Origin of the sequence: Leclercia sp. UBA5076 (assembly GCF_002416465.1) — a bacterium.
Classification (GTDB): domain Bacteria; phylum Pseudomonadota; class Gammaproteobacteria; order Enterobacterales; family Enterobacteriaceae; genus Enterobacter.
In genome coordinates, this window is the sequence record NZ_DIAO01000007.1 from 25,569 (window position 1) to 43,467 (window position 17,899).

Genomic DNA, 17,899 nt, shown 5'->3' on the forward strand with positions numbered 1-17,899 from the left:
CTCCGCGGTTGACAACTGAACGTTAAACAACCAAATGAAGATTATTCAAGAAACAGCTTACGCAGATATTTTGGCACCGCGTTATCGCCGTTAGTGCCGATCACTTCCAGCTCCGGGTGCAGATCTTTCAGGCGCTGGTGGGCGTTTTCCATGATGCAGCCCTTGCCCGCCATGGAGAGCATTTCGGCGTCGTTCATGCCGTCGCCAAAGGCGATGCAGTCCTTAAGATCAAAGCCCAGGCGTTTGGCTACCGCTTCAAGGGCATGCCCCTTGGAGACGCCGCCCGCCATCACTTCCAGGCAGGTCAGCGTGGAGAAGCTAACGTTAACCCGATCGCCCCAGCGGGCGTTAATCGCCTGCTCCAGCGGCAGCAGCGCTTCGTGGCTGTCGGTGGTGAAGAACACCTTGCTGATGCCTTCCGGCTCCAGCAGACCCGGCTCATACAGCGAATAGTTGAATACCGCCTCTTTAAAGAAACGCATCTCGTCCGGGCGGTGACGGTTCATAAACCACTCGTCGTCGCGATAGACGTTGGTGATGATGTCGGGGTTGTTGTGCATGATCCCGAACAGATCGGTGGCGATGTCGCGATCGAGGTTATGGGTGAAGATCAGATTACCGTCCAGATCGTGCACGCGGGCGCCGTTGGAGGTGATCATATAGGATTTGATCTCCAGATTATCGCGGATCTGCCCCACATCAACGTGGTGGCGACCGGTGGCGAAGACAAAATTCACGCCTCGGGCGGTCAGGAGTTTCAGGGTCTCTTTCGCGTAGGGCGATAAAGTGTGATCGGGGGAGAGCAGCGTGCCATCTAAATCAGACGCGACAACCTGGTACATAGAAAAATTTAACCTCTGGTGAATATCAGTTATGCCTGTCGAAAAAGTCGACGATGGCGTGGAGTGCGACCGATCGCATGGCGTCCTTTTCGAAAAGGATCTCATGGTACGCGCCGTTTATGACCAGCGGTTTACCCCCTTCGCAAGGGTGACCGGCTGCGGCCCGGCGTTCACAGAAGCGGTCGTGCATGCGGTTATCCACCACCCGCTCCTCTTCAGCCTGAAGGATGAGCGTGGGCGTATCGTCCTGACCGGCACCCGCCAACACCTCTTCACCCGCCAGAATACCTTCGCGTACCCAATGCCAGGTGGGGCCGCCAACGCGCAAGCGCGGCTCATCGGCATAGAAACGCAGGTTGCGGCGATAACGCTGCTGGCTGTGGGTTAAGACGTTGATGGCAAACGGCAAAGCCCGCCAGCGTCCTGTTCCGATGGCGTAGCCTTCACGAATGCGCTGATGGCCCTCAGCCCAGTCGAGAAGATGGCGCACCATCCAGTCCGGAAAACGTATCACAATGCCATACATCGGCGCGGTAAGCGCAATGGCATCGCACTGGTGATCGTAGCGCTGCAAAAAGAGCGTAGAGATGGCGCCGCCCATGGAGTGCGCAAGAATATAGCGCTTGCGCCACGGGCCGGGCTGCACTTCCTGCTGCCAGAATGCGGCCAGATCGTCGACGTAATCGCTGAAGTTTTCCACGTGACCACGATGGGTATCCGGCAACATCCGACCGGAAAGTCCCTGCCCGCGATGGTCGATAATTAACACATCAAAACCCAGATGGAACAGATCGTACGCCAGCTCGGCATATTTGATGTAGCTTTCGATACGTCCGGGGCAGACGACAATCACCCGGTCATTTTTTTCATCACGGAAACGAACGAAGCGTACCGGGATATCCCCAACGCCCGTAAACTCATCTTCCTCGCGCTGGCGCCAGAAATCGGTCAACGGTCCCATGGAGAAAGCAGCAAATGCCTTTTCTCGCGTTTCCCAGTCCTTATTCAGCTGAAACATCGGGTTTACGCCCCTGTAAGCCAAGGAATATCGTTTTTTTGTGACAGGCCGTAAAATGACGCAACATTAGCGTATTGTGGCATAAAAATAGACGATTCGGGAGTTTCAAATGACCTTTGAGTGGTGGTTCGCCTACCTGCTGACATCCATTATCCTCAGCCTTTCACCGGGCTCAGGGGCGATCAATACCATGACCACCGCCATGAACCACGGCTATCGCGGCGCAGCGGCGTCCATTGCCGGCTTGCAAACCGGGCTGGCTATTCACATTGTGCTGGTCGGCGTGGGGCTCGGCACGCTCTTCTCCCGTTCGGTGCTGGCCTTCGAAGTGCTGAAATGGGCCGGGGCAGCCTATCTGATCTGGCTGGGTATTCAGCAGTGGCGCGCCGCAGGATCCCTTGACCTCAACACGCTCGCCCAGACGCAAAGCAGGGGAAAACTGTTTAAGCGGGCGGTATTTGTGAACCTGACCAACCCGAAGAGCATCGTCTTTCTTGCCGCCCTGTTTCCGCAGTTCATCGTGCCGCATCAGCCCCAGATCATGCAGTACGTGGTGCTCGGCTTGACCACTGTTGTGGTCGATATCATTGTGATGATTGGCTATGCGACGCTGGCTACGCGGATTGCGGCATGGATTAAAGGGCCTCGTCAGATGAAGGCCCTGAATAAAGTGTTCGGTTCGCTGTTTATGCTGGTGGGTGCGCTGCTGGCATCAGCAAGGCACGCTTAACGCGACAGGATCAGGTGAATGCCGAAGCCGGCGAATAACGCGCCGGCAACGCCGTCAATCCACTTCGCCAGACGTTGGTAGCCGCGTCGCATGGAGGGTAACGCAAACAGGCTTGCCACCACGGTGAACCAGGCAAACGTCTCCAGGACGATCAGCAGGAAGATGCCCCAGCGCGCCCCGGCACCGACATCCTCACCCACGAACAGTGAAAATACCGAGCCGAAATAGATAATGGCTTTTGGATTAGCGAGGTTCGTCAGCAGCCCTTTCACAAAGCTGCGTCCGCTGGCCGCCAGCTCCATTTTAGGCTCAGACGCTTCGTTATCCTCTTTTTTGAACGCCCCGCGCAGCATCTGATAGCCCATCCAGCACAGATAGAGACCGCCGCCGACCATAATGATGTTATGCAGCCAGGCCATCTTAGCGAGGATCAGGTTCAGGCCCAGCAGGGCCAGGGCAGCCCAGACCATAACGCCAAGGGTAATGCCCAGCACGCCCATCATCGCCTCTTTGCGCGAACGGCTCACCGCCGTTTGGGACACGAAGAAAAAGTCGGGGCCAGGGCTCATCAGCGCCACAATATGCACCAGCGCCACGGTCAGAAACAGGGTTAACATAATTAACTCGCGGGGAAATAGTTCAGGGAGCAATCATCCTGGCACTTTTTTGCCGGGCTGACTACTCCTCATCATCACCATCGGTATGAGAACGAATAAGCGCCATAAACTCTTTGCCGAAGCGCTCCAGTTTGCGGGTGCCCACGCCGTTGACGCTGAGCATTTCGCTGGCGCTGAGCGGCATCTGCTCGGCCATCTCAATCAGCGTGGCATCGTTGAACACCACATAAGGTGGGATATTCTCTTCGTCGGCGATGGCTTTGCGCAGCTTACGCAGCTTGGCAAACAGCTTACGATCATAGTTGCCGCCGTAGGATTTCTGCATCACACGCGGTTTCAGCGCCACCACGCGCGGCACGGCGAGCTGCAATTCGACTTCGCCGCGCAGCACCGGACGGGCGGCTTCGGTGAGCTGCAGCGCGGAGTGCTGGGCAATGTTCTGGGTGGCAAAGCCCAGGTGGATAAGCTGGCGGATCACGCTGACCCAGTGCTCATGGCTCTGATCGCGGCCAATGCCATACACCGGCAGCTTGTCATGCCCCATCTCGCGGATGCGCTGATTGTTGGCGCCGCGCAGCACTTCCACCACGTAGCCCATCCCGAAGCGCTGATTGACGCGGCCAATGGTGGAGAGCGCCTTGCGGGCGTCCATCAGCCCGTCGTACTGCTTCGGCGGGTCGAGGCAGATATCGCAGTTGCCGCACGACTCCTGGCGCCCCTCGCCAAAATAGTTCAGCAGCACCAGACGGCGACAGGTTTGCGCTTCGGCAAAGGCGCCCATCGCGTTGAGCTTGTGACGCTCGATATCCTGCAACTGCCCCTGCGGTTTCTCTTCCAGACAGCGACGTAGCCAGGCCATATCCGCCGGATCGTAGAAGAGCATCGCCTCGGCGGGCAGGCCGTCACGCCCGGCACGGCCTGTCTCCTGGTAGTAGGATTCGATATTGCGCGGAATGTCGAAATGCACCACAAAGCGCACGTTCGGCTTGTTGATACCCATACCGAAGGCGACGGTCGCCACCACAATTTGCAGATCGTCGCGCTGGAATTTCTCCTGCACGTCGGCACGGATGTGGTTTTCCAGCCCCGCATGATAGGCCGCGGCGCTGAAGCCGCGGCTTTGCAGACGGGCGGCGGTGTCTTCAACCTTCGCCCGGCTGTTGCAATAGATAATGCCGGATTTGCCGCGCTGCTCCTGGACGTAGCGCAGGAGCTGATCGAGGGGCTTAAATTTCTCCATCAGCATATAGCGGATGTTCGGGCGGTCGAAGCTGCTGACCTGAATCAGCGGATCGTTGAGCCCCAGCAGACGGACAATATCCTGCCGGGTGGTGTCGTCGGCAGTGGCGGTAAGGGCCATAAACGGCACCGACGGGAAGCGCTGACGCAGCTGACCGAGGGCGGCATACTCCGGGCGGAAATCATGCCCCCACTGGGAGATACAGTGCGCTTCGTCTACCGCCAGCAGTACCGGGTTCCAGTGCGCCAGATGCTCAAGGAAGTTATCCAGCATCAGACGCTCCGGAGCGATATAGAGCAGACGAACCTGCCCGGTGCGGCACCCGGCCATCACCTCCTGCTGCTGCTCGCGGGTCTGGGTAGAGTTGAGGCAGGCCGCCGCCACGCCGTTCGCCAGCAGCTGGTCGACCTGGTCTTTCATCAGCGAGATCAGCGGTGAAACCACCACCGTCAGGCCATTCAGTACCAGCGCGGGAACCTGATAGCACAGCGATTTACCGCCGCCTGTCGGCATGACCACCAGACAGTCACGCCCCTCAAGGGCCGTGTTGATGATGGTTTCCTGGCCCGGGCGGAACTGGTGATAGCCAAAGGTTTCATGCAAAACCTGTTTAGCCAGCGACTCCTGATTAACGACTTCCGCCTGCACCACATCAACCCCATTTGCCCGAAATTAAAACAGGCGCTATTTTCAGCGCCTGCGAGAGAAACTTCAACGTTTAAGAGAAAAACATTCGAGGAGGCTAGAAAAGATCGTTCAGCATCACGCCCACACCCACGCGGGTCTGGTTGAAGTTGTAGTCGATGAGGGATTCGCCATAGCCGCTGTAGACCTGGGTATACAGACGAACATGTTTGGTCAGCGGGTAGCTGACGCCCATCTCTGCGCCGCCATAGCCGGTGTTCCAGTTGTACTGCCCTTTCACACTCAGCACCGCTTCGCCCAGCTGATAGCCCACCCGCAGCTGGTAGTAGCCCATGTATTTGGTGATATCCGGGTTATCGTCGATGTTACCCACTACATACCAGGGCTTCACCTCCACCAGCCAGTTGCCGTTCTGCGCCATCAGGCGGCTATAGATACGGTTCCAGCTGCGCGAGGTGGGATCGGAGCGACCGTTGGATTGATGGTTGTAGCCAAATTCCACGTCCCGCAGCGTCCAGCCCGCCAGCGAGTAGTCGGTGGCGAAGCCAAGGAAGAGCTGCGGCTCGTAGTTGGTCTCACGGAACGGCGACGATTCATCGCTGTTAGATAACTGCCACCATGACTTCTGCGTATAGGAGGCGCCCAGAATGGAATTCTGCCCCAGAATCCCGCGCCACAGCGGGAAGGCGAGACTCAGCTGGAATTTCACCTCATCTTTCTGCGAATCGTCGGCCCAGTCATAGGTTTTGATCGCCTCTTTATTGAGGTCGCTGGTCACGGTATAGATCAGGTAATTGCTGTCGTAAGGATAGAGCGTAAAAGGATTATCGTGCTCCTCCAACAGGTTAGCGATGATGCTGCCCCGCACGGCAGGCACCTCCTGAGTTGTCGCGTCCTGCGCAAATGCCGAAAGAGGCAGCGCAGCCGCCGCCATGAGTACGGCCTGATATGTCCGCATCGGTGTTGCTCTCCTGCAAAGCGTTTTAATGAGAAATATTTTGATCCCTTTTAGCATATTTAATGATGAGTGGCTTCACCTGTGCTCCGAATCTGGCAATTCAATTTGATGGGGCATAAAATCAACATTCTTTTAACAATAAGGATGTGACGTGTTATGTCTGCCACGCTTACTGCCGAAGAAGCGCTGAAGCTTGTCGGCGAGATTTTCGTCTACCACATGCCGTTCAACCGTGCTCTGGGGCTGGAGCTTGAGCGCTACGAAAAAGATTTCGCCCAACTGAGCTTTAACAATCAGCCAATGATGGTCGGTAACTGGGCTCAAAGCATTCTGCATGGCGGCGTTATTGCCTCCGCCCTCGACGTTGCAGCCGGTCTGGTCTGCGTTGGCAGCACCCTGACCCGCCACGACACCATTAACGAAGATGAGCTGCGCCAGCGCCTGTCGCGAATGGGAACCATCGACCTGCGCGTCGATTATCTGCGTCCGGGTCGCGGCAATCGCTTCACCGCCAGCAGCAGCCTGCTGCGTGCAGGCAATAAAGTCGCCGTCGCCCGCGTGGAACTGCATAACGAAGAGCAGCTCTATATCGCCAGCGCAACTGCCACTTATATGGTGGGTTGAGAGGGTAAAATCAGGTAAAATTGCGTGACATATTTGTAACGGATTTTCCTGATGGATGCTAAACAGACGCGGCAGGGCGTTTTACTCGCGCTTGCCGCTTATTTTATCTGGGGTATCGCGCCCGCCTACTTCAAGCTGATTCACTACGTTCCTGCCGATGAAATTCTCACTCACCGCGTGATCTGGTCGTTTTTCTTTATGGTGGCCCTGATGAGCGTAAGCCGTCAGTGGTCAGGGGTGAAAACGCTTCTGCAAACGCCTAAGAAAATTTTCCTGCTGGCGCTCTCCGCCGTATTGATTGGCGGCAACTGGTTGCTGTTCATCTGGGCGGTGAACAACCAGCATATGCTGGAGGCGAGCCTCGGCTATTTCATTAACCCGCTGGTGAATATCGTGCTGGGGATGTTGTTCCTCGGCGAGCGCTTCCGTCGGATGCAGTGGCTGGCGGTGCTTCTCGCCTTTTGTGGCGTGCTGGTTCAGCTGTGGACCTTTGGCTCGCTGCCGATCATCGCTCTGGGGCTGGCGTTCAGCTTCGCCTTTTATGGTCTGGTACGTAAAAAAATCGCCGTCGAAGCGCAAACCGGGATGCTGTTTGAAACCCTGTGGCTGCTGCCAGTGGCCGCCATTTATCTGTTTGCTATCGCCGACAGCAGCACCAGCCATATGGGCAGCAACCCGTGGACGCTGAACGTGATGCTGATGGCCGCCGGTGTGGTCACGACCATCCCGCTGCTCTGCTTTACCGGTGCGGCAACGCGCTTGCGCCTGTCAACGCTGGGCTTCTTCCAGTATATCGGCCCGACGCTGATGTTCCTGCTGGCGGTGCTGTTCTACGGCGAAGTGCCGGGTGCGGATAAGATGGTGACTTTCGCGTTTATCTGGGTGGCGCTGGCGGTGTTTGTGGCGGATGCGATTTATACCCAGCGCAGGACGCGCAGAGGGCTGTAGTGCTTTTTTGCCGGATGGCGCTTCGCTTATCCGGCCTACGGGTTCGTGCTTTTCCAGGCCCGGTAAGCGTAGCGCCACCGGGCGCAACACTCACAACCAGTTACGGCGCTTGAAGTAGAGATACGGCGCCAGCCCGGCAAGCACCATAAAGACAATCGCCCCCGGGTAGCCAAAGCTCCACTTCAGCTCCGGCATAAACTCGAAGTTCATCCCGTAGCTGGACGCCACTAAGGTAGGCGGCAGGAAGACCACCGAAACCACCGAGAAGATCTTGATGATGCGGTTCTGCTCGATGTTGATAAAGCCCATCGCCGCCTGCATCAGGAAGTTCACCTTCTGGAACAGGGATTCGTTGTGCGGCAGCAGGGATTCGATATCGCGGAGGATCTCACGCGCCTGCTCCAGCTGCCCACCCGGCAGACGTGCCTTGCGCACCAGGAAGTTCAGCGCGCGCTGGGTATCCATCAGACACAGACGGACTTTCCAGCCGATATCTTCCAGCTCTGCCAGCGTTGACAGCGCTTCATCGTACTCATCGCCCTGATGCCCTTCCATGATCACCCGGCTCAGCTCTTCCAGATCGCTGTAGATGTTCTCAATCTCATCCGCCAGCTGTTCGATTTTGGTTTCAAACAGGTCAAGCAGCAGCTCATAGGCGTTGCCGTCCACCATCGCCTGGTTACGGGCGCGCATACGGTAGAGGCGGAACGCAGGCAGTTCACGCTCGCGCAGGGTAAACAGGCGGCCATCGCGGATGGTAAATGCGACGGTGGAGTTACCGGCGTGATCTTCGGCATCTTCAAAGAAGAAAAAGGAGTGAATATGCAGGCCGTCTTCGTCTTCAAAGAAACGGGCCGATGCTTCGATGTCTTCCAGTTCCGGGCGGGTGGCCAGGCTTTGTCCGAGCTCAGATTGTACGCGCAGGCGTTCGTCGTCATCCGGTTCGACCAGATCCACCCAAACGGCATCAATGAGGGGTTGTGACTCTTCAGCTTCAAGCCGAATCAGTCGGTTTTTTTCCAGTTGAAATGCGCTCAGCATGACCGGGACTCCCAATGCAAAAAATATCGGACAGTTCGGTGGGCACACAGAAACAATTTGGGTTTCAGACCATTAAACAGCCTGACTCAGCGCGACGGGAAGAAGTGTCGCTGACAACCACTAAGGCCATCAGCGTGAGGAGATAGCCTTAGGAGTTGTTCCTGGATGACAGGGAATTGAGCCAGTATCTACTGGGTGTGTCCAAGGCGAATGTCCTCTTAGCGTAATCGTGCGCGCATGTTACGCCAGCAGTCACGGCGGCGTCAACTCGCAACGGAACGCTGAAGGGTAATAAATAGCCTTATACATATAAGGCTAGCAGATAGTTACAAAATAGTGATATTTTTCTGAAAGTTACACGGTTTCCAGCCTGGCGTAAGCGGCCACAAGCCATTTGATGCCCTGCCCCTGGAACGCCACCTGCAGACGGCTGTGCTCGCCACTGCCTTCCAGATTGACGATGGTGCCTTCGCCAAATTTGGCATGGCGAACGCGCTGGCCCAGCTTAAAGCCGCTGTCGCTTTCCGAGACCGGCGTCCCCAGACGCTGATGGCTCACCGGGCGGCTGATGCTTGCGCGCAGGCGTACCTCTTCCACACACTCCTCCGGCAGCTCGCCGACAAAGCGTGACGGGCGGTGATAGACCTCTTTGCCGTACAGACGGCGGGTTTCGGCATAGGTCAGGGTCAGCTTTTGCATCGCGCGGGTCACGCCCACATAGGCCAGACGACGCTCCTCCTCCAGACGTCCGCCCTCATCCAGCGACATCTGGCTCGGGAACATCCCCTCTTCCATGCCGACGATAAATACCTGCGGGAACTCCAGGCCTTTGGCCGAGTGGAGGGTCATCAGCTGCACCGCGTCCTGCCAGGTGTCGGCCTGCCCTTCGCCCGCCTCCAGCGCGGCATGGGACAGGAACGCCTGTAGCGGCATCAGGTCTTCGTCTTCTTCGTTGTAGCTGAACTGACGCGTGGCGGTCACCAGCTCCTCTAAGTTCTCGATACGGGTCTGGCCCTTCTCGCCTTTCTCCTGCTCATACATCATGCGCAGGCCGGAGTCTTTGATCACCCGGTCGGTCTGAACGTGCAACGGCATGTCGGCGGTTTCCTGGGCCAGAGCTTCGATAAGCTCCAGGAAGCGCTGCAGCGCACTGGCTGCGCGTCCGGCAAGCGCTCGCTCCTGCAGCAGCTCGCGACACGCCTGCCACAGCGTCAGCTGGCGATCCCGGGAGGTCTGACGCACCACGTCGAGGGTGCGATCGCCGATGCCGCGGGTTGGCGTGTTGACCACGCGCTCGAAGGCTGCGTCGTCGTTGCGATTGGCGATCAGACGCAGATAGGAGAGCGCGTCTTTGATCTCCTGACGTTCGAAGAAGCGCATGCCGCCGTAGATGCGGTAGGGCATGCTGGCCTGTAGCAGCGCCTCTTCCAGCACACGCGACTGGGCGTTACTGCGATAGAGGATGGCGCATTGCTCCAGCGCCCCGCCGTTGTCCTGCCAGGTTTTGATCCGGTTGACCACAAAGCGGGCTTCATCCAGCTCGTTAAAGGCGCAGTAGAGGGAGATCGGCTCGCCGTCGATGCCCTCGGTCCAGAGCTTTTTGCCCAGGCGCCCGTTGTTATTTTCAATCAGGGCGTTGGCGGCGCTCAGAATGTTGTTGGTGGAGCGGTAGTTCTGTTCCAGGCGAATGGTCTCTGCGCCCGGGAAATCCTTCAGGAAGCGCTGGATGTTCTCGACCTGCGCGCCGCGCCAGCCGTAGATCGACTGGTCGTCGTCGCCGACGATCATCACTTTGCTGGAGTCGCCCGCCAGCAGGCGGATCCAGGCATACTGAATGTTGTTGGTATCCTGGAATTCATCGACCAGGATGTTGGTAAAGCGTTCGCGATAGTGCTGCAGAATATGCGGTTTGTTGAGCCACAGTTCATGAGCGCGCAACAGCAGCTCGGCAAAATCTACCAGTCCTGCGCGATCGCAGGCTTCCTGGTAGGCCTGGTAGACCTTCTGCCAGGTCTGCTCTATCGGGTTACCAAAGCTCTGGATATGGTGCGGACGCAGCCCTTCGTCTTTCTGGCTGTTGATGTACCACATCGCCTGACGCGGCGGCCACTGCTTCTCGTCGAGGTTCATCGCCTTGATCAGGCGCTTCAGGAGACGCAGCTGGTCTTCGCTGTCGAGGATCTGAAAGTCCTGCGGCAGGTTAGCGTCCAGGTGGTGCGCACGCAGCAGGCGGTGCGCCAGCCCGTGGAAGGTACCCACCCACATGCCGCCCTGGCTGGTGCCCATCAGCTGGGCGATACGGTGGCGCATCTCCGCCGCCGCTTTGTTGGTGAAGGTCACCGCCATAATGGAGTATGGCGAACAGTTCTCCACGCTCTGCAGCCAGGCAATACGGTGCACCAGCACGCGTGTCTTACCACTGCCCGCCCCAGCCAGTACCAGCATGTTGGTGCGCGTCGCGGCAACCGCGTCACGCTGTTTGTCATTGAGGCTGTCGAGCAGGTAAGAAACGTCCATTGGCACCGTCACGTAGTAATCAGGAACACTGCAAAACGCCCGCTGGCGCTTCGCTTACCGGGCCTTCGACCGCAAAACCCTGGTAATTTATACAATATTACTGGTGATTATATCAGCGTGGTGAGGGATGCCAACCGTGAAATTTCCAGGTGCGGCAGCAGACGGCTGTCCAGCGTAGTCATCAGATCGGCATTTTCAGGCTTGATCCAGCAGGCCTGCATGCCGCAGCGGATCGCCCCAGCAACATCGGTGGTCAGGTCATCGCCCACGTGAAGAATATTCCCCAGCGGCAGGTCGAGCTTCTCCGCCGCCAGATGGTACATATCGTTAAAGGGCTTCGAGCGCCCATGCGGGCCTGCGCGCAGCACAAACTGGAAGTAGTCGCCAAGGCCGAACAGTTCCGGCTGGGCATTGCCGTTGGTGATAGCCACCAGCGGCCACTTTTCGGCAAGCGCAGCCAGCGTGTCGTGCGTCTCCTGCGGGACGTCGATACGGCTGCGCCATGTCGCGAAGTGCGCCATCGAGGCTTCTGCGCCAAGCGCGGCCTCGGCAGCGGTCAGACCCGCGTTGAGCATAGCCAGCTCAACGGCCCGACGGCGCCATTCCGTCACATCGTGATAGATTTCCGGCTCGGTCTGCCGTAACGCCTGGCGAAGACGGTGAAACTCTTTGTTTTCCAGCGCTTTTAACGCCGGATGATAGTTTTGTACAAAGGCCAGTGCTTCCTGCTCGGTTCGCAGGATCACCTGACGGTTGTCGTAAAGGGTGTCATCAAGGTCAAACGTCAGGGCAGAGATTTGGCCTAATGGACGATAAAAACGCATTATTTCCCCCGTTTGGCGCGTGGATGCGCCGCGTCGTACACCGAGGCAAGGTGTTGAAAATCGAGATGGGTATAGATTTGGGTGGTGGACAAGTTGGCGTGGCCCAGCAGCTCCTGGACGCCACGCAGGTCACCGCTGGACTCCAGCATGTGGGTGGCGAACGAATGGCGCAGTTTATGGGGATGGACATGGCTGTTCAGCCCCTGCTTAATCCCCCACTCGGCAAACCGTTTTTGCACGTTACGCGCCGAGATGCGCTTGCCGAGCTTCGAGAGGAAGAGCGCCTCCTCTTCGGTACCAAACAAGCCGCGCAGATCGAGCCAGTGCTCAATCCACACCACGGCATTGCGGCCAATGGGCAAGCGCCGCTCTTTGCTGCCTTTGCCCATCACCCACACTTCCCCGGTATCCAGATCGAGATGTTTGATATCCAGGTTAACCAGCTCGGAAAGACGCAGGCCGGCGCCGTACATCACTTCCAGCATGGCGCGGTCACGCACCGCCAGCGGATCGTTGAGATCGATATCCAGCAGGCGGTTAACGTCATCCACGTCGATATTTTTGGGCAGATGGCGCGGCGCTTTCGGGGCGGCGATCCCTTTGGCCGGATTGGCGCTGAGTTCGCCCTGGCTGACCAGCCAGTCAAAGAAGCTGCGCAGTGCCGAGAGCCGAAGCGCAAGGCTGGCCGGGCCTAGCCCTTTACGGCGGCTGCGCACGGCAAACGTGCGCACCGTGGCGGCATCACATTGTTGCCAGCTCGTCAGGCCGATTTCATCGGCTAACTGCATGATGGCATCAAGCTGACGCTGATAGTTCAACAGGGTGATCGGGCTGAGCTGGCGCTCAACGCCCAGATAGCGCAGAAAACGGGTAACGGCAGGTGCCAGCTGAGCGTCCGTCATACGCGTTCAATCCAGCGCTCCAGCAGCTCGGGCAGCATCTGCGCAATTTCCTGCAGCAGCTGTGTGCCTTGTCCCTGCTGGTAATGATGCGGATCGCGGCTGGTAAACAGCATTACACCAAGCTCGCCGTCGCGTCCCATCAGCGACATGGCTACCGACCCGATGGCTTTGGCCTCTGGCAGCACCACCAGGAGTTCAGGACCATTCAGCTGTCCAAGATAGTGGTCCGCTTGTCCCATACGCTGAATGCGCAGCGGCTCAAACGCCTGACGCGACAGGGCCAGATGGGTAAAACGTGAGGGTGCGCCAATGCGCCAGCGGTCCGGGAAGAGGCGTATCGTGGCACCCGCCAGCCCCAGATCCCGCGCCCAGCGATGCAAACGGAGAAGAAATTCGTCCAGGCTGCTGGCCGACGCCAGCCGGGATTGCAGGTGCAGGAGGCGATAGAACAGCCCTTCATTACTGCTCGCCTGCTCCATCAGCAGGGAGATGTTCTCTTCAAGATGGTTTATATGGTTGCGCGCGCGCGCCATATGCCACTCAACCAGCGAGACCGTGCCGCGGATCGGGTGCGGGACGCGCATCTCTTCAACGACACGCGCATTGCGAATAAAGAAATCAGGATGGCGCAACAGGTAATCAACAACCGCCCGGTCGTCCATTGCCGTCAGCGTCTCCTGCAGTTCTTCTCCTGGTTGTTTCATAGATGGATAAACCCGTCATAAACTTGTGTCGCCGGGCCGGTCATATAGAGCGGCTGGCCCGGGCCTTTCCAGGCGATATCGAGACGCCCGCCTGGTAAATCCACGCGAACCTCTGGTGCCAGTAAACCCTGCGTAATCCCCACCGCAACGGCCGCACAGGCACCGCTGCCGCACGCCTGCGTCTCGCCTGCGCCACGTTCAAAAACGCGCAGACGGATGTGTTCGCGGGTGAGAACCTGCATAAATCCAATGTTGGCGCGTTCCGGAAAACGCTCATGGCTCTCCAGCACCGGGCCGAGGGTTTCGACGGGCGCCGTCGCCACGTCATCAACCTGAATCACGCAGTGCGGGTTCCCCATGGAGACCACGCCGCACAAGACTGTCTGTTCCGCCGCGCGCATGATATAGGTCTTTTCCGCTTTGTTGGCGCGGAACGGCACCTGCGAGGGTTCGAAGTTCGGCTCGCCCATATTCACCCGCACCAGCTCGTCGTCGGTCACGCTCAGTACCATCCGTCCGTTGGCGGTGCTGACGCGAATATCGCGCTTGTTGGTGAGCCCCTTCAGACGGACAAAACGGGCAAAACAGCGCGCGCCGTTGCCGCACTGGGAGACTTCGCTGCCGTCGGCATTAAAGATACGATAGTGAAAATCGAGATCCGGATCGTAGGGCGGCTCAACCACCAGCAGCTGATCAAACCCCACCCCCAGGTGCCGATCGGCCAGACGGCGGATCAGCTCCGGGGAAAAGAAGACATTCTGCGTTACCGCGTCGACGACCATAAAGTCATTGCCAAGGCCATGCATCTTAGAAAACTGCATTATTTACTCCATTGCGCGGACAGGAGCGCTTGTCAGTAATTGACCTGGCTTGGACCGTTGTTATCGCCACGATCGTTACGATCCGGCATCGTGGTTTGCACTGGGCTTTCCACTTTTTTGGTCGGCGGTGGTGCGGTTTCATCTGCTGGCGGGAAATAGAGCGGCCCTTTCAGACCACATCCGGTCAGGCTAAACAGCGTAAGGAGAACGGCAAGCGTTCGAAAAACGTTTTTCATTATCATGTTGCCTGTAAGTTCAAATCTGTTTTCTATCATCGCAGGAGAAGGCACAAAAGCAAGAGTTTGCCGCTAACCTGCAACCGGAATTATTTAGCGTTATACTGCCGCCATCACGAAAAACAGGAACAGAACCATGAATGACAGTGAATTCCATCGCCTCGCCGATAACCTGTGGCAAACCATCGAAGAACGCCTGGATGACTGGGATGGCGACAGCGACATCGATTGTGAAATCAACGGCGGCGTGCTGACCATCAGCTTCGAAAACGGCAGCAAAATCATTATTAATCGCCAGGAGCCGCTTCACCAGGTCTGGCTCGCCACCAAACAGGGCGGCTACCACTTCGACCTGAAAGGCGACGAGTGGATTTGCGATCGCAGCGGTGAGACCTTCTGGGATCTGCTTGAGCAGGCTGCGACGCAGCAGTCGGGTGAAGAGGTGAGCTTCCGCTAAGGCTGTTTTGCCGGATGGCGCTTCGCTTATCCGGCCTACGGGTTCGTGCCTTTGTAGGCCCGGTAAGCGTAGCGCCACCGGGCAATGGCCGTCAGGAGAAATACTGCTGCAACAGCGGGGTACTGACGTCCTGTCTGTCAGGGACGACCGGGGTAATCGCCTGGGTGCGGAACGGGATCACCTGCGCACGGCCATCCACCTTCACAATCTGATAGAACTGCGGCAGGTTGAAGTTGATAAAACTTGAGCCGTAGGTGAAGCGGTCATGGGAAGAGGAGTAGAAGCGGCTGACGTCGCGCACCAGCTCCTCTTTGCTGCCTTCACAGTGGTGATACACTTCGGCGCGGTTGGTTTCGTCGAGGATGTAGATATTGAACCCGGCATCCTCCCCCGTCTCCTCGAAGAAGAACTGAATAATCCCTTCACTGGCGAAGCCGTCCACCACCTGCGGCAGTTTAACGTGGTTGGTCTCAACCTGTACCGACAGACCGTGCAGTTTGTTGTGCGAAATGGCGCCGTAAAACTCAATGGCGTTTTCCAGCTTCTGCACCGAGACGTTCAGACGTTCAAAGAAGAGGCCCCAGGTCTGGCCGGAGACGCGCAGCGCTTTAAAGCGCCCGGTTTCCTGACGGGTACTGGAGAGGCGCAGATCGATACATTCAGAGACCAGCTGCTGTACGCGGGTACGGATCAGGCCGCGCAGATGCTGGCTGTAACAGAAGACCTCGACGCTGTCCGGCGGCGCGGCATCCTGGTGCATTTTACCGAGAATCGTTTTCAGCGCTTCGATCATCGCCTGCTCGCCGTTGAAGTGCAGGGTACGCACTTCGTTCCACGAGTTGCGGTAGAGCAGATCGACGCTGCCCACCAGGCAGTTTTGCTGCTCGCCAAAGCTGAAGACGTCCAGCTTGCGGAAATCAAAATGGACCACCTGATTGCGGAAGGCCGCCGTCGGGTCATATTCCAGGTTGACGATAATCGCCAGATGGCGAATTTCGCACGGACTGTATAGCGCTTTCGGCGTAGGCGCAGGCAGACGCAGCGGGAAGTGGTGCGACACATCGGCGACCATTTCCTGCAGCTTGGCTAAATCGACAATCTCGTTACCTTTAATAAACAGACGCGTGCGGGAGGTCAACAGGCCGTTGAACCAGGCCCACGCCACCAGCTTGTTCAGGTAACGGTTATATTCCAGCGGCTGATGGCTGATGATCGAATCCATGCTCGGCGCGCGGTTATACAGATACCAGCCGGTACGGTTCGCACGACCCGGTGGAACATAGATAAAGGTCAGGTTCGGTTCAGACAGGTCCGGCGAAATCTGTGGGTTCACCAGCGTCACTTTACCCGGCAGCGCTTCAAACGCCGCGTACAGCTTACGGGTCAGCACCCCGATGTCCTGCGGGCTGGCGGAAACGCTGAGGTTGTTACGACGGGCAAAGCGGATCAGGTTACGGTAGCTCTGCATCATCGCATCGAGCAGTTCGTTGTGCGCTTCACGCACCTGATCGATCTTCCAGTTGGCGCGGTTATCGAGCATCGACAGGCGCTCTTCGTCCCATCCCCACTCTTTAACTAACTGACTGACCACTTCACGACGCCAGCCGACGCAGGCGCGTTCGCGGCTGAGCTTCTCACAAACTTTAAGATAGAAACATCGACGGACCAGATCGAGACGGGTCGGATCGTCGATGGCTTTCAGGTATTCGGTGACGCGCTCAAGCATCATGCAGTAGGCATCAAGACCGAAAGAGACGATCTCGCCATCATGCAGACGCTGTTTAATGTCTTTCGCCAGCAGGCGCGGGGTTGGGTATTCCCAGGAATAGGCTTCGAGCAGCAGCGTTTTCAGCACCGCTTTGTACGGGGAATCGATACTTTTATAGAGCTGCCACAGGCTGGCGCCAAAGTACTCTTCCGCAGAGAGCGAGCTTAAGCCCCCCAGGTCCAGCCACTCGTTTGGCGTCAGGACACCCTGGGCATAGAGCTTCATGACGTAATCGTCGTAATGCTCCTCTTCGTCGCACGGCACCATACTCCACAGGATACGCTTCCCGGCCAGGCGCACGGCGGTACGGTAAAATTCATCCAGCAACAGGATGTGCTGGGTCGAGCCGCAGTCTTCGCCCCCCAGACTGCCGCTTTCATTATGGCGGAAACGGTTTTCATCAATCAGGAAGAAGCTGACTTCCACGCCGAGCGATGCCGCCCAGCTCTCCAGCAGGCTGCATTTACGCTGCAGCAGTTGACGTTCTTCATTATCAAGCCAGGATTGATGGCAGACCCAGATATCGAGATCCGACGAGCAGCTTTGCCCCACCGAAGAGGTGCTGCCCATGGTGTAGACGCCGGTGATAGGCAGTTCGCCTTTTGGCGACTCCTGCGCCGGCATACCGCGATAGAGTTCCAGCTCTTTCAGATAGTGCTGTTGGGTATCATCAGGCGTGAAAAGGCAGATGCCTTTGGGAACGTTACCATCGAGGTAACCTGGCATCAGCGGATGGTGATAATGCAACAATGTCGGCAGCAGACTGTAAACCTGCTGGAAAGCAGGTCCCATTGCAGCAAGCGCGCGATCGACGCGCAGTTGATTGATGGCATCCAGTCGCTGTTTCAGAGTCTCAATATAGAGGTACAAGACGTATCGCCTGATGTTCAGAAAGCGCTCACCTTCAGCAAGACCGAGGATTACGCGTTCACAGTATTTCGAAAGTAGCCGTCACCCTTTTTCGCCCTTATCTTTATGGTCATGGAGACGAAAAAATGGTCTAAAAC

The 17,899-nt window shown here is 57.5% G+C and carries 18 protein-coding genes; 4 read left to right on the forward strand and 14 right to left on the reverse strand.

Annotation, left to right across the window (positions count from 1 at the left end):
• Nucleotides 1-41: 41 nt before the first annotated feature.
• Nucleotides 42-842, reverse strand: a complete 801-nt coding sequence (gene yigL, locus B3X29_RS07065) for a sugar/pyridoxal phosphate phosphatase YigL (protein ID WP_103177433.1) — start codon at nucleotides 840-842, stop codon at nucleotides 42-44.
• A 25-nt stretch (nucleotides 843-867) separates the two neighbouring features.
• Entirely contained in the window at nucleotides 868-1,860 is a 993-nt protein-coding gene (gene pldB, locus B3X29_RS07070) for a lysophospholipase L2 (RefSeq protein ID WP_103177434.1), read from the reverse strand.
• A 109-nt stretch (nucleotides 1,861-1,969) separates the two neighbouring features.
• Between pldB and rhtB the strand changes: the two genes are divergently transcribed.
• A complete protein-coding gene (gene rhtB, locus B3X29_RS07075; protein ID WP_103177435.1) occupies nucleotides 1,970-2,590 on the forward strand; it encodes a homoserine/homoserine lactone efflux protein in 621 nt (206 codons plus the stop codon).
• Here the strand turns inward: rhtB and rhtC are convergent.
• The 3 genes from rhtC to pldA all read right to left on the reverse strand — a co-directional run bounded on the left by rhtC (nucleotide 2,587) and on the right by pldA (nucleotide 6,050).
• The gene (gene rhtC / locus B3X29_RS07080; RefSeq protein WP_103177436.1) at nucleotides 2,587-3,207 is read right to left on the reverse strand and encodes a threonine export protein RhtC; all 621 of its coding nucleotides are present in this window, start codon (nucleotides 3,205-3,207) and stop codon (nucleotides 2,587-2,589) included. The genes rhtB and rhtC overlap by 4 nt on opposite strands.
• Nucleotides 3,208-3,268: 61 nt before the next feature.
• Nucleotides 3,269-5,098, reverse strand: coding sequence for an ATP-dependent DNA helicase RecQ (recQ, locus tag B3X29_RS07085; protein WP_103825341.1), 1,830 nt, complete (start codon nucleotides 5,096-5,098; stop codon nucleotides 3,269-3,271).
• 91 nt (nucleotides 5,099-5,189) lie between these two features.
• Nucleotides 5,190-6,050 (reverse strand): phospholipase A, encoded by an 861-nt coding sequence (gene pldA / locus B3X29_RS07090; protein ID WP_103177438.1) that lies wholly within the window; start codon nucleotides 6,048-6,050, stop codon nucleotides 5,190-5,192.
• Between the two features lie 156 nt (nucleotides 6,051-6,206).
• On the opposite strand from pldA, the gene yigI reads away from it, so the two are divergent.
• On the forward strand, nucleotides 6,207-6,674 hold the full coding sequence (yigI, locus tag B3X29_RS07095; RefSeq protein WP_103177439.1) for an acyl-CoA thioesterase YigI: 468 nt from the start codon (nucleotides 6,207-6,209) through the stop codon (nucleotides 6,672-6,674).
• Nucleotides 6,675-6,725: 51 nt separating this feature from the next.
• Nucleotides 6,726-7,622 carry an EamA family transporter RarD gene (gene rarD / locus B3X29_RS07100; protein ID WP_114316424.1) on the forward strand — a complete coding sequence of 299 codons (897 nt, stop codon included), beginning with the start codon at nucleotides 6,726-6,728 and terminating at the stop codon, nucleotides 7,620-7,622.
• A gap of 90 nt (nucleotides 7,623-7,712) precedes the next feature.
• Here rarD and corA read toward each other — a convergent pair whose 3' ends face one another.
• The 8 genes from corA to lptM form a co-directional block, all read right to left on the reverse strand.
• A complete protein-coding gene (corA, locus tag B3X29_RS07105) occupies nucleotides 7,713-8,663 on the reverse strand; it encodes a magnesium/cobalt transporter CorA (RefSeq protein ID WP_039031208.1) in 951 nt (316 codons plus the stop codon).
• Nucleotides 8,664-8,811: 148 nt separating this feature from the next.
• A complete protein-coding gene (ysgD, locus tag B3X29_RS07110) occupies nucleotides 8,812-8,868 on the reverse strand; it encodes a YsgD/CorL family protein (protein WP_212743980.1) in 57 nt (18 codons plus the stop codon).
• A gap of 149 nt (nucleotides 8,869-9,017) precedes the next feature.
• On the reverse strand, nucleotides 9,018-11,180 hold the full coding sequence (uvrD, locus tag B3X29_RS07115; RefSeq protein ID WP_103177441.1) for a DNA helicase II: 2,163 nt from the start codon (nucleotides 11,178-11,180) through the stop codon (nucleotides 9,018-9,020).
• A 107-nt stretch (nucleotides 11,181-11,287) separates the two neighbouring features.
• Entirely contained in the window at nucleotides 11,288-12,004 is a 717-nt protein-coding gene (yigB, locus tag B3X29_RS07120; protein WP_103177442.1) for a 5-amino-6-(5-phospho-D-ribitylamino)uracil phosphatase YigB, read from the reverse strand.
• On the reverse strand, nucleotides 12,004-12,906 hold the full coding sequence (xerC, locus tag B3X29_RS07125; protein WP_156655353.1) for a tyrosine recombinase XerC: 903 nt from the start codon (nucleotides 12,904-12,906) through the stop codon (nucleotides 12,004-12,006). The genes yigB and xerC overlap by 1 nt, the downstream gene beginning before the upstream one ends.
• Entirely contained in the window at nucleotides 12,903-13,610 is a 708-nt protein-coding gene (locus B3X29_RS07130) for a DUF484 domain-containing protein (RefSeq protein WP_103177444.1), read from the reverse strand. Before B3X29_RS07130 ends, xerC begins: the two co-directional genes overlap by 4 nt.
• Nucleotides 13,607-14,431 (reverse strand): diaminopimelate epimerase, encoded by an 825-nt coding sequence (gene dapF / locus B3X29_RS07135; protein WP_114388254.1) that lies wholly within the window; start codon nucleotides 14,429-14,431, stop codon nucleotides 13,607-13,609. The genes B3X29_RS07130 and dapF overlap by 4 nt, the downstream gene beginning before the upstream one ends.
• A gap of 32 nt (nucleotides 14,432-14,463) precedes the next feature.
• Nucleotides 14,464-14,667 carry an LPS translocon maturation chaperone LptM gene (gene lptM, locus B3X29_RS07140; protein WP_103177446.1) on the reverse strand — a complete coding sequence of 68 codons (204 nt, stop codon included), beginning with the start codon at nucleotides 14,665-14,667 and terminating at the stop codon, nucleotides 14,464-14,466.
• 136 nt (nucleotides 14,668-14,803) lie between these two features.
• Here lptM and cyaY point away from each other — a divergent pair, with 136 nt between their 5' ends.
• Nucleotides 14,804-15,124 (forward strand): iron donor protein CyaY, encoded by a 321-nt coding sequence (gene cyaY, locus B3X29_RS07145; RefSeq protein ID WP_103177447.1) that lies wholly within the window; start codon nucleotides 14,804-14,806, stop codon nucleotides 15,122-15,124.
• A gap of 91 nt (nucleotides 15,125-15,215) precedes the next feature.
• Here the strand turns inward: cyaY and cyaA are convergent, their stop codons facing one another.
• Nucleotides 15,216-17,762 carry a class I adenylate cyclase gene (gene cyaA, locus B3X29_RS07150; RefSeq protein ID WP_159340426.1) on the reverse strand — a complete coding sequence of 849 codons (2,547 nt, stop codon included), beginning with the start codon at nucleotides 17,760-17,762 and terminating at the stop codon, nucleotides 15,216-15,218.
• Nucleotides 17,763-17,899 lie beyond the last annotated feature (137 nt).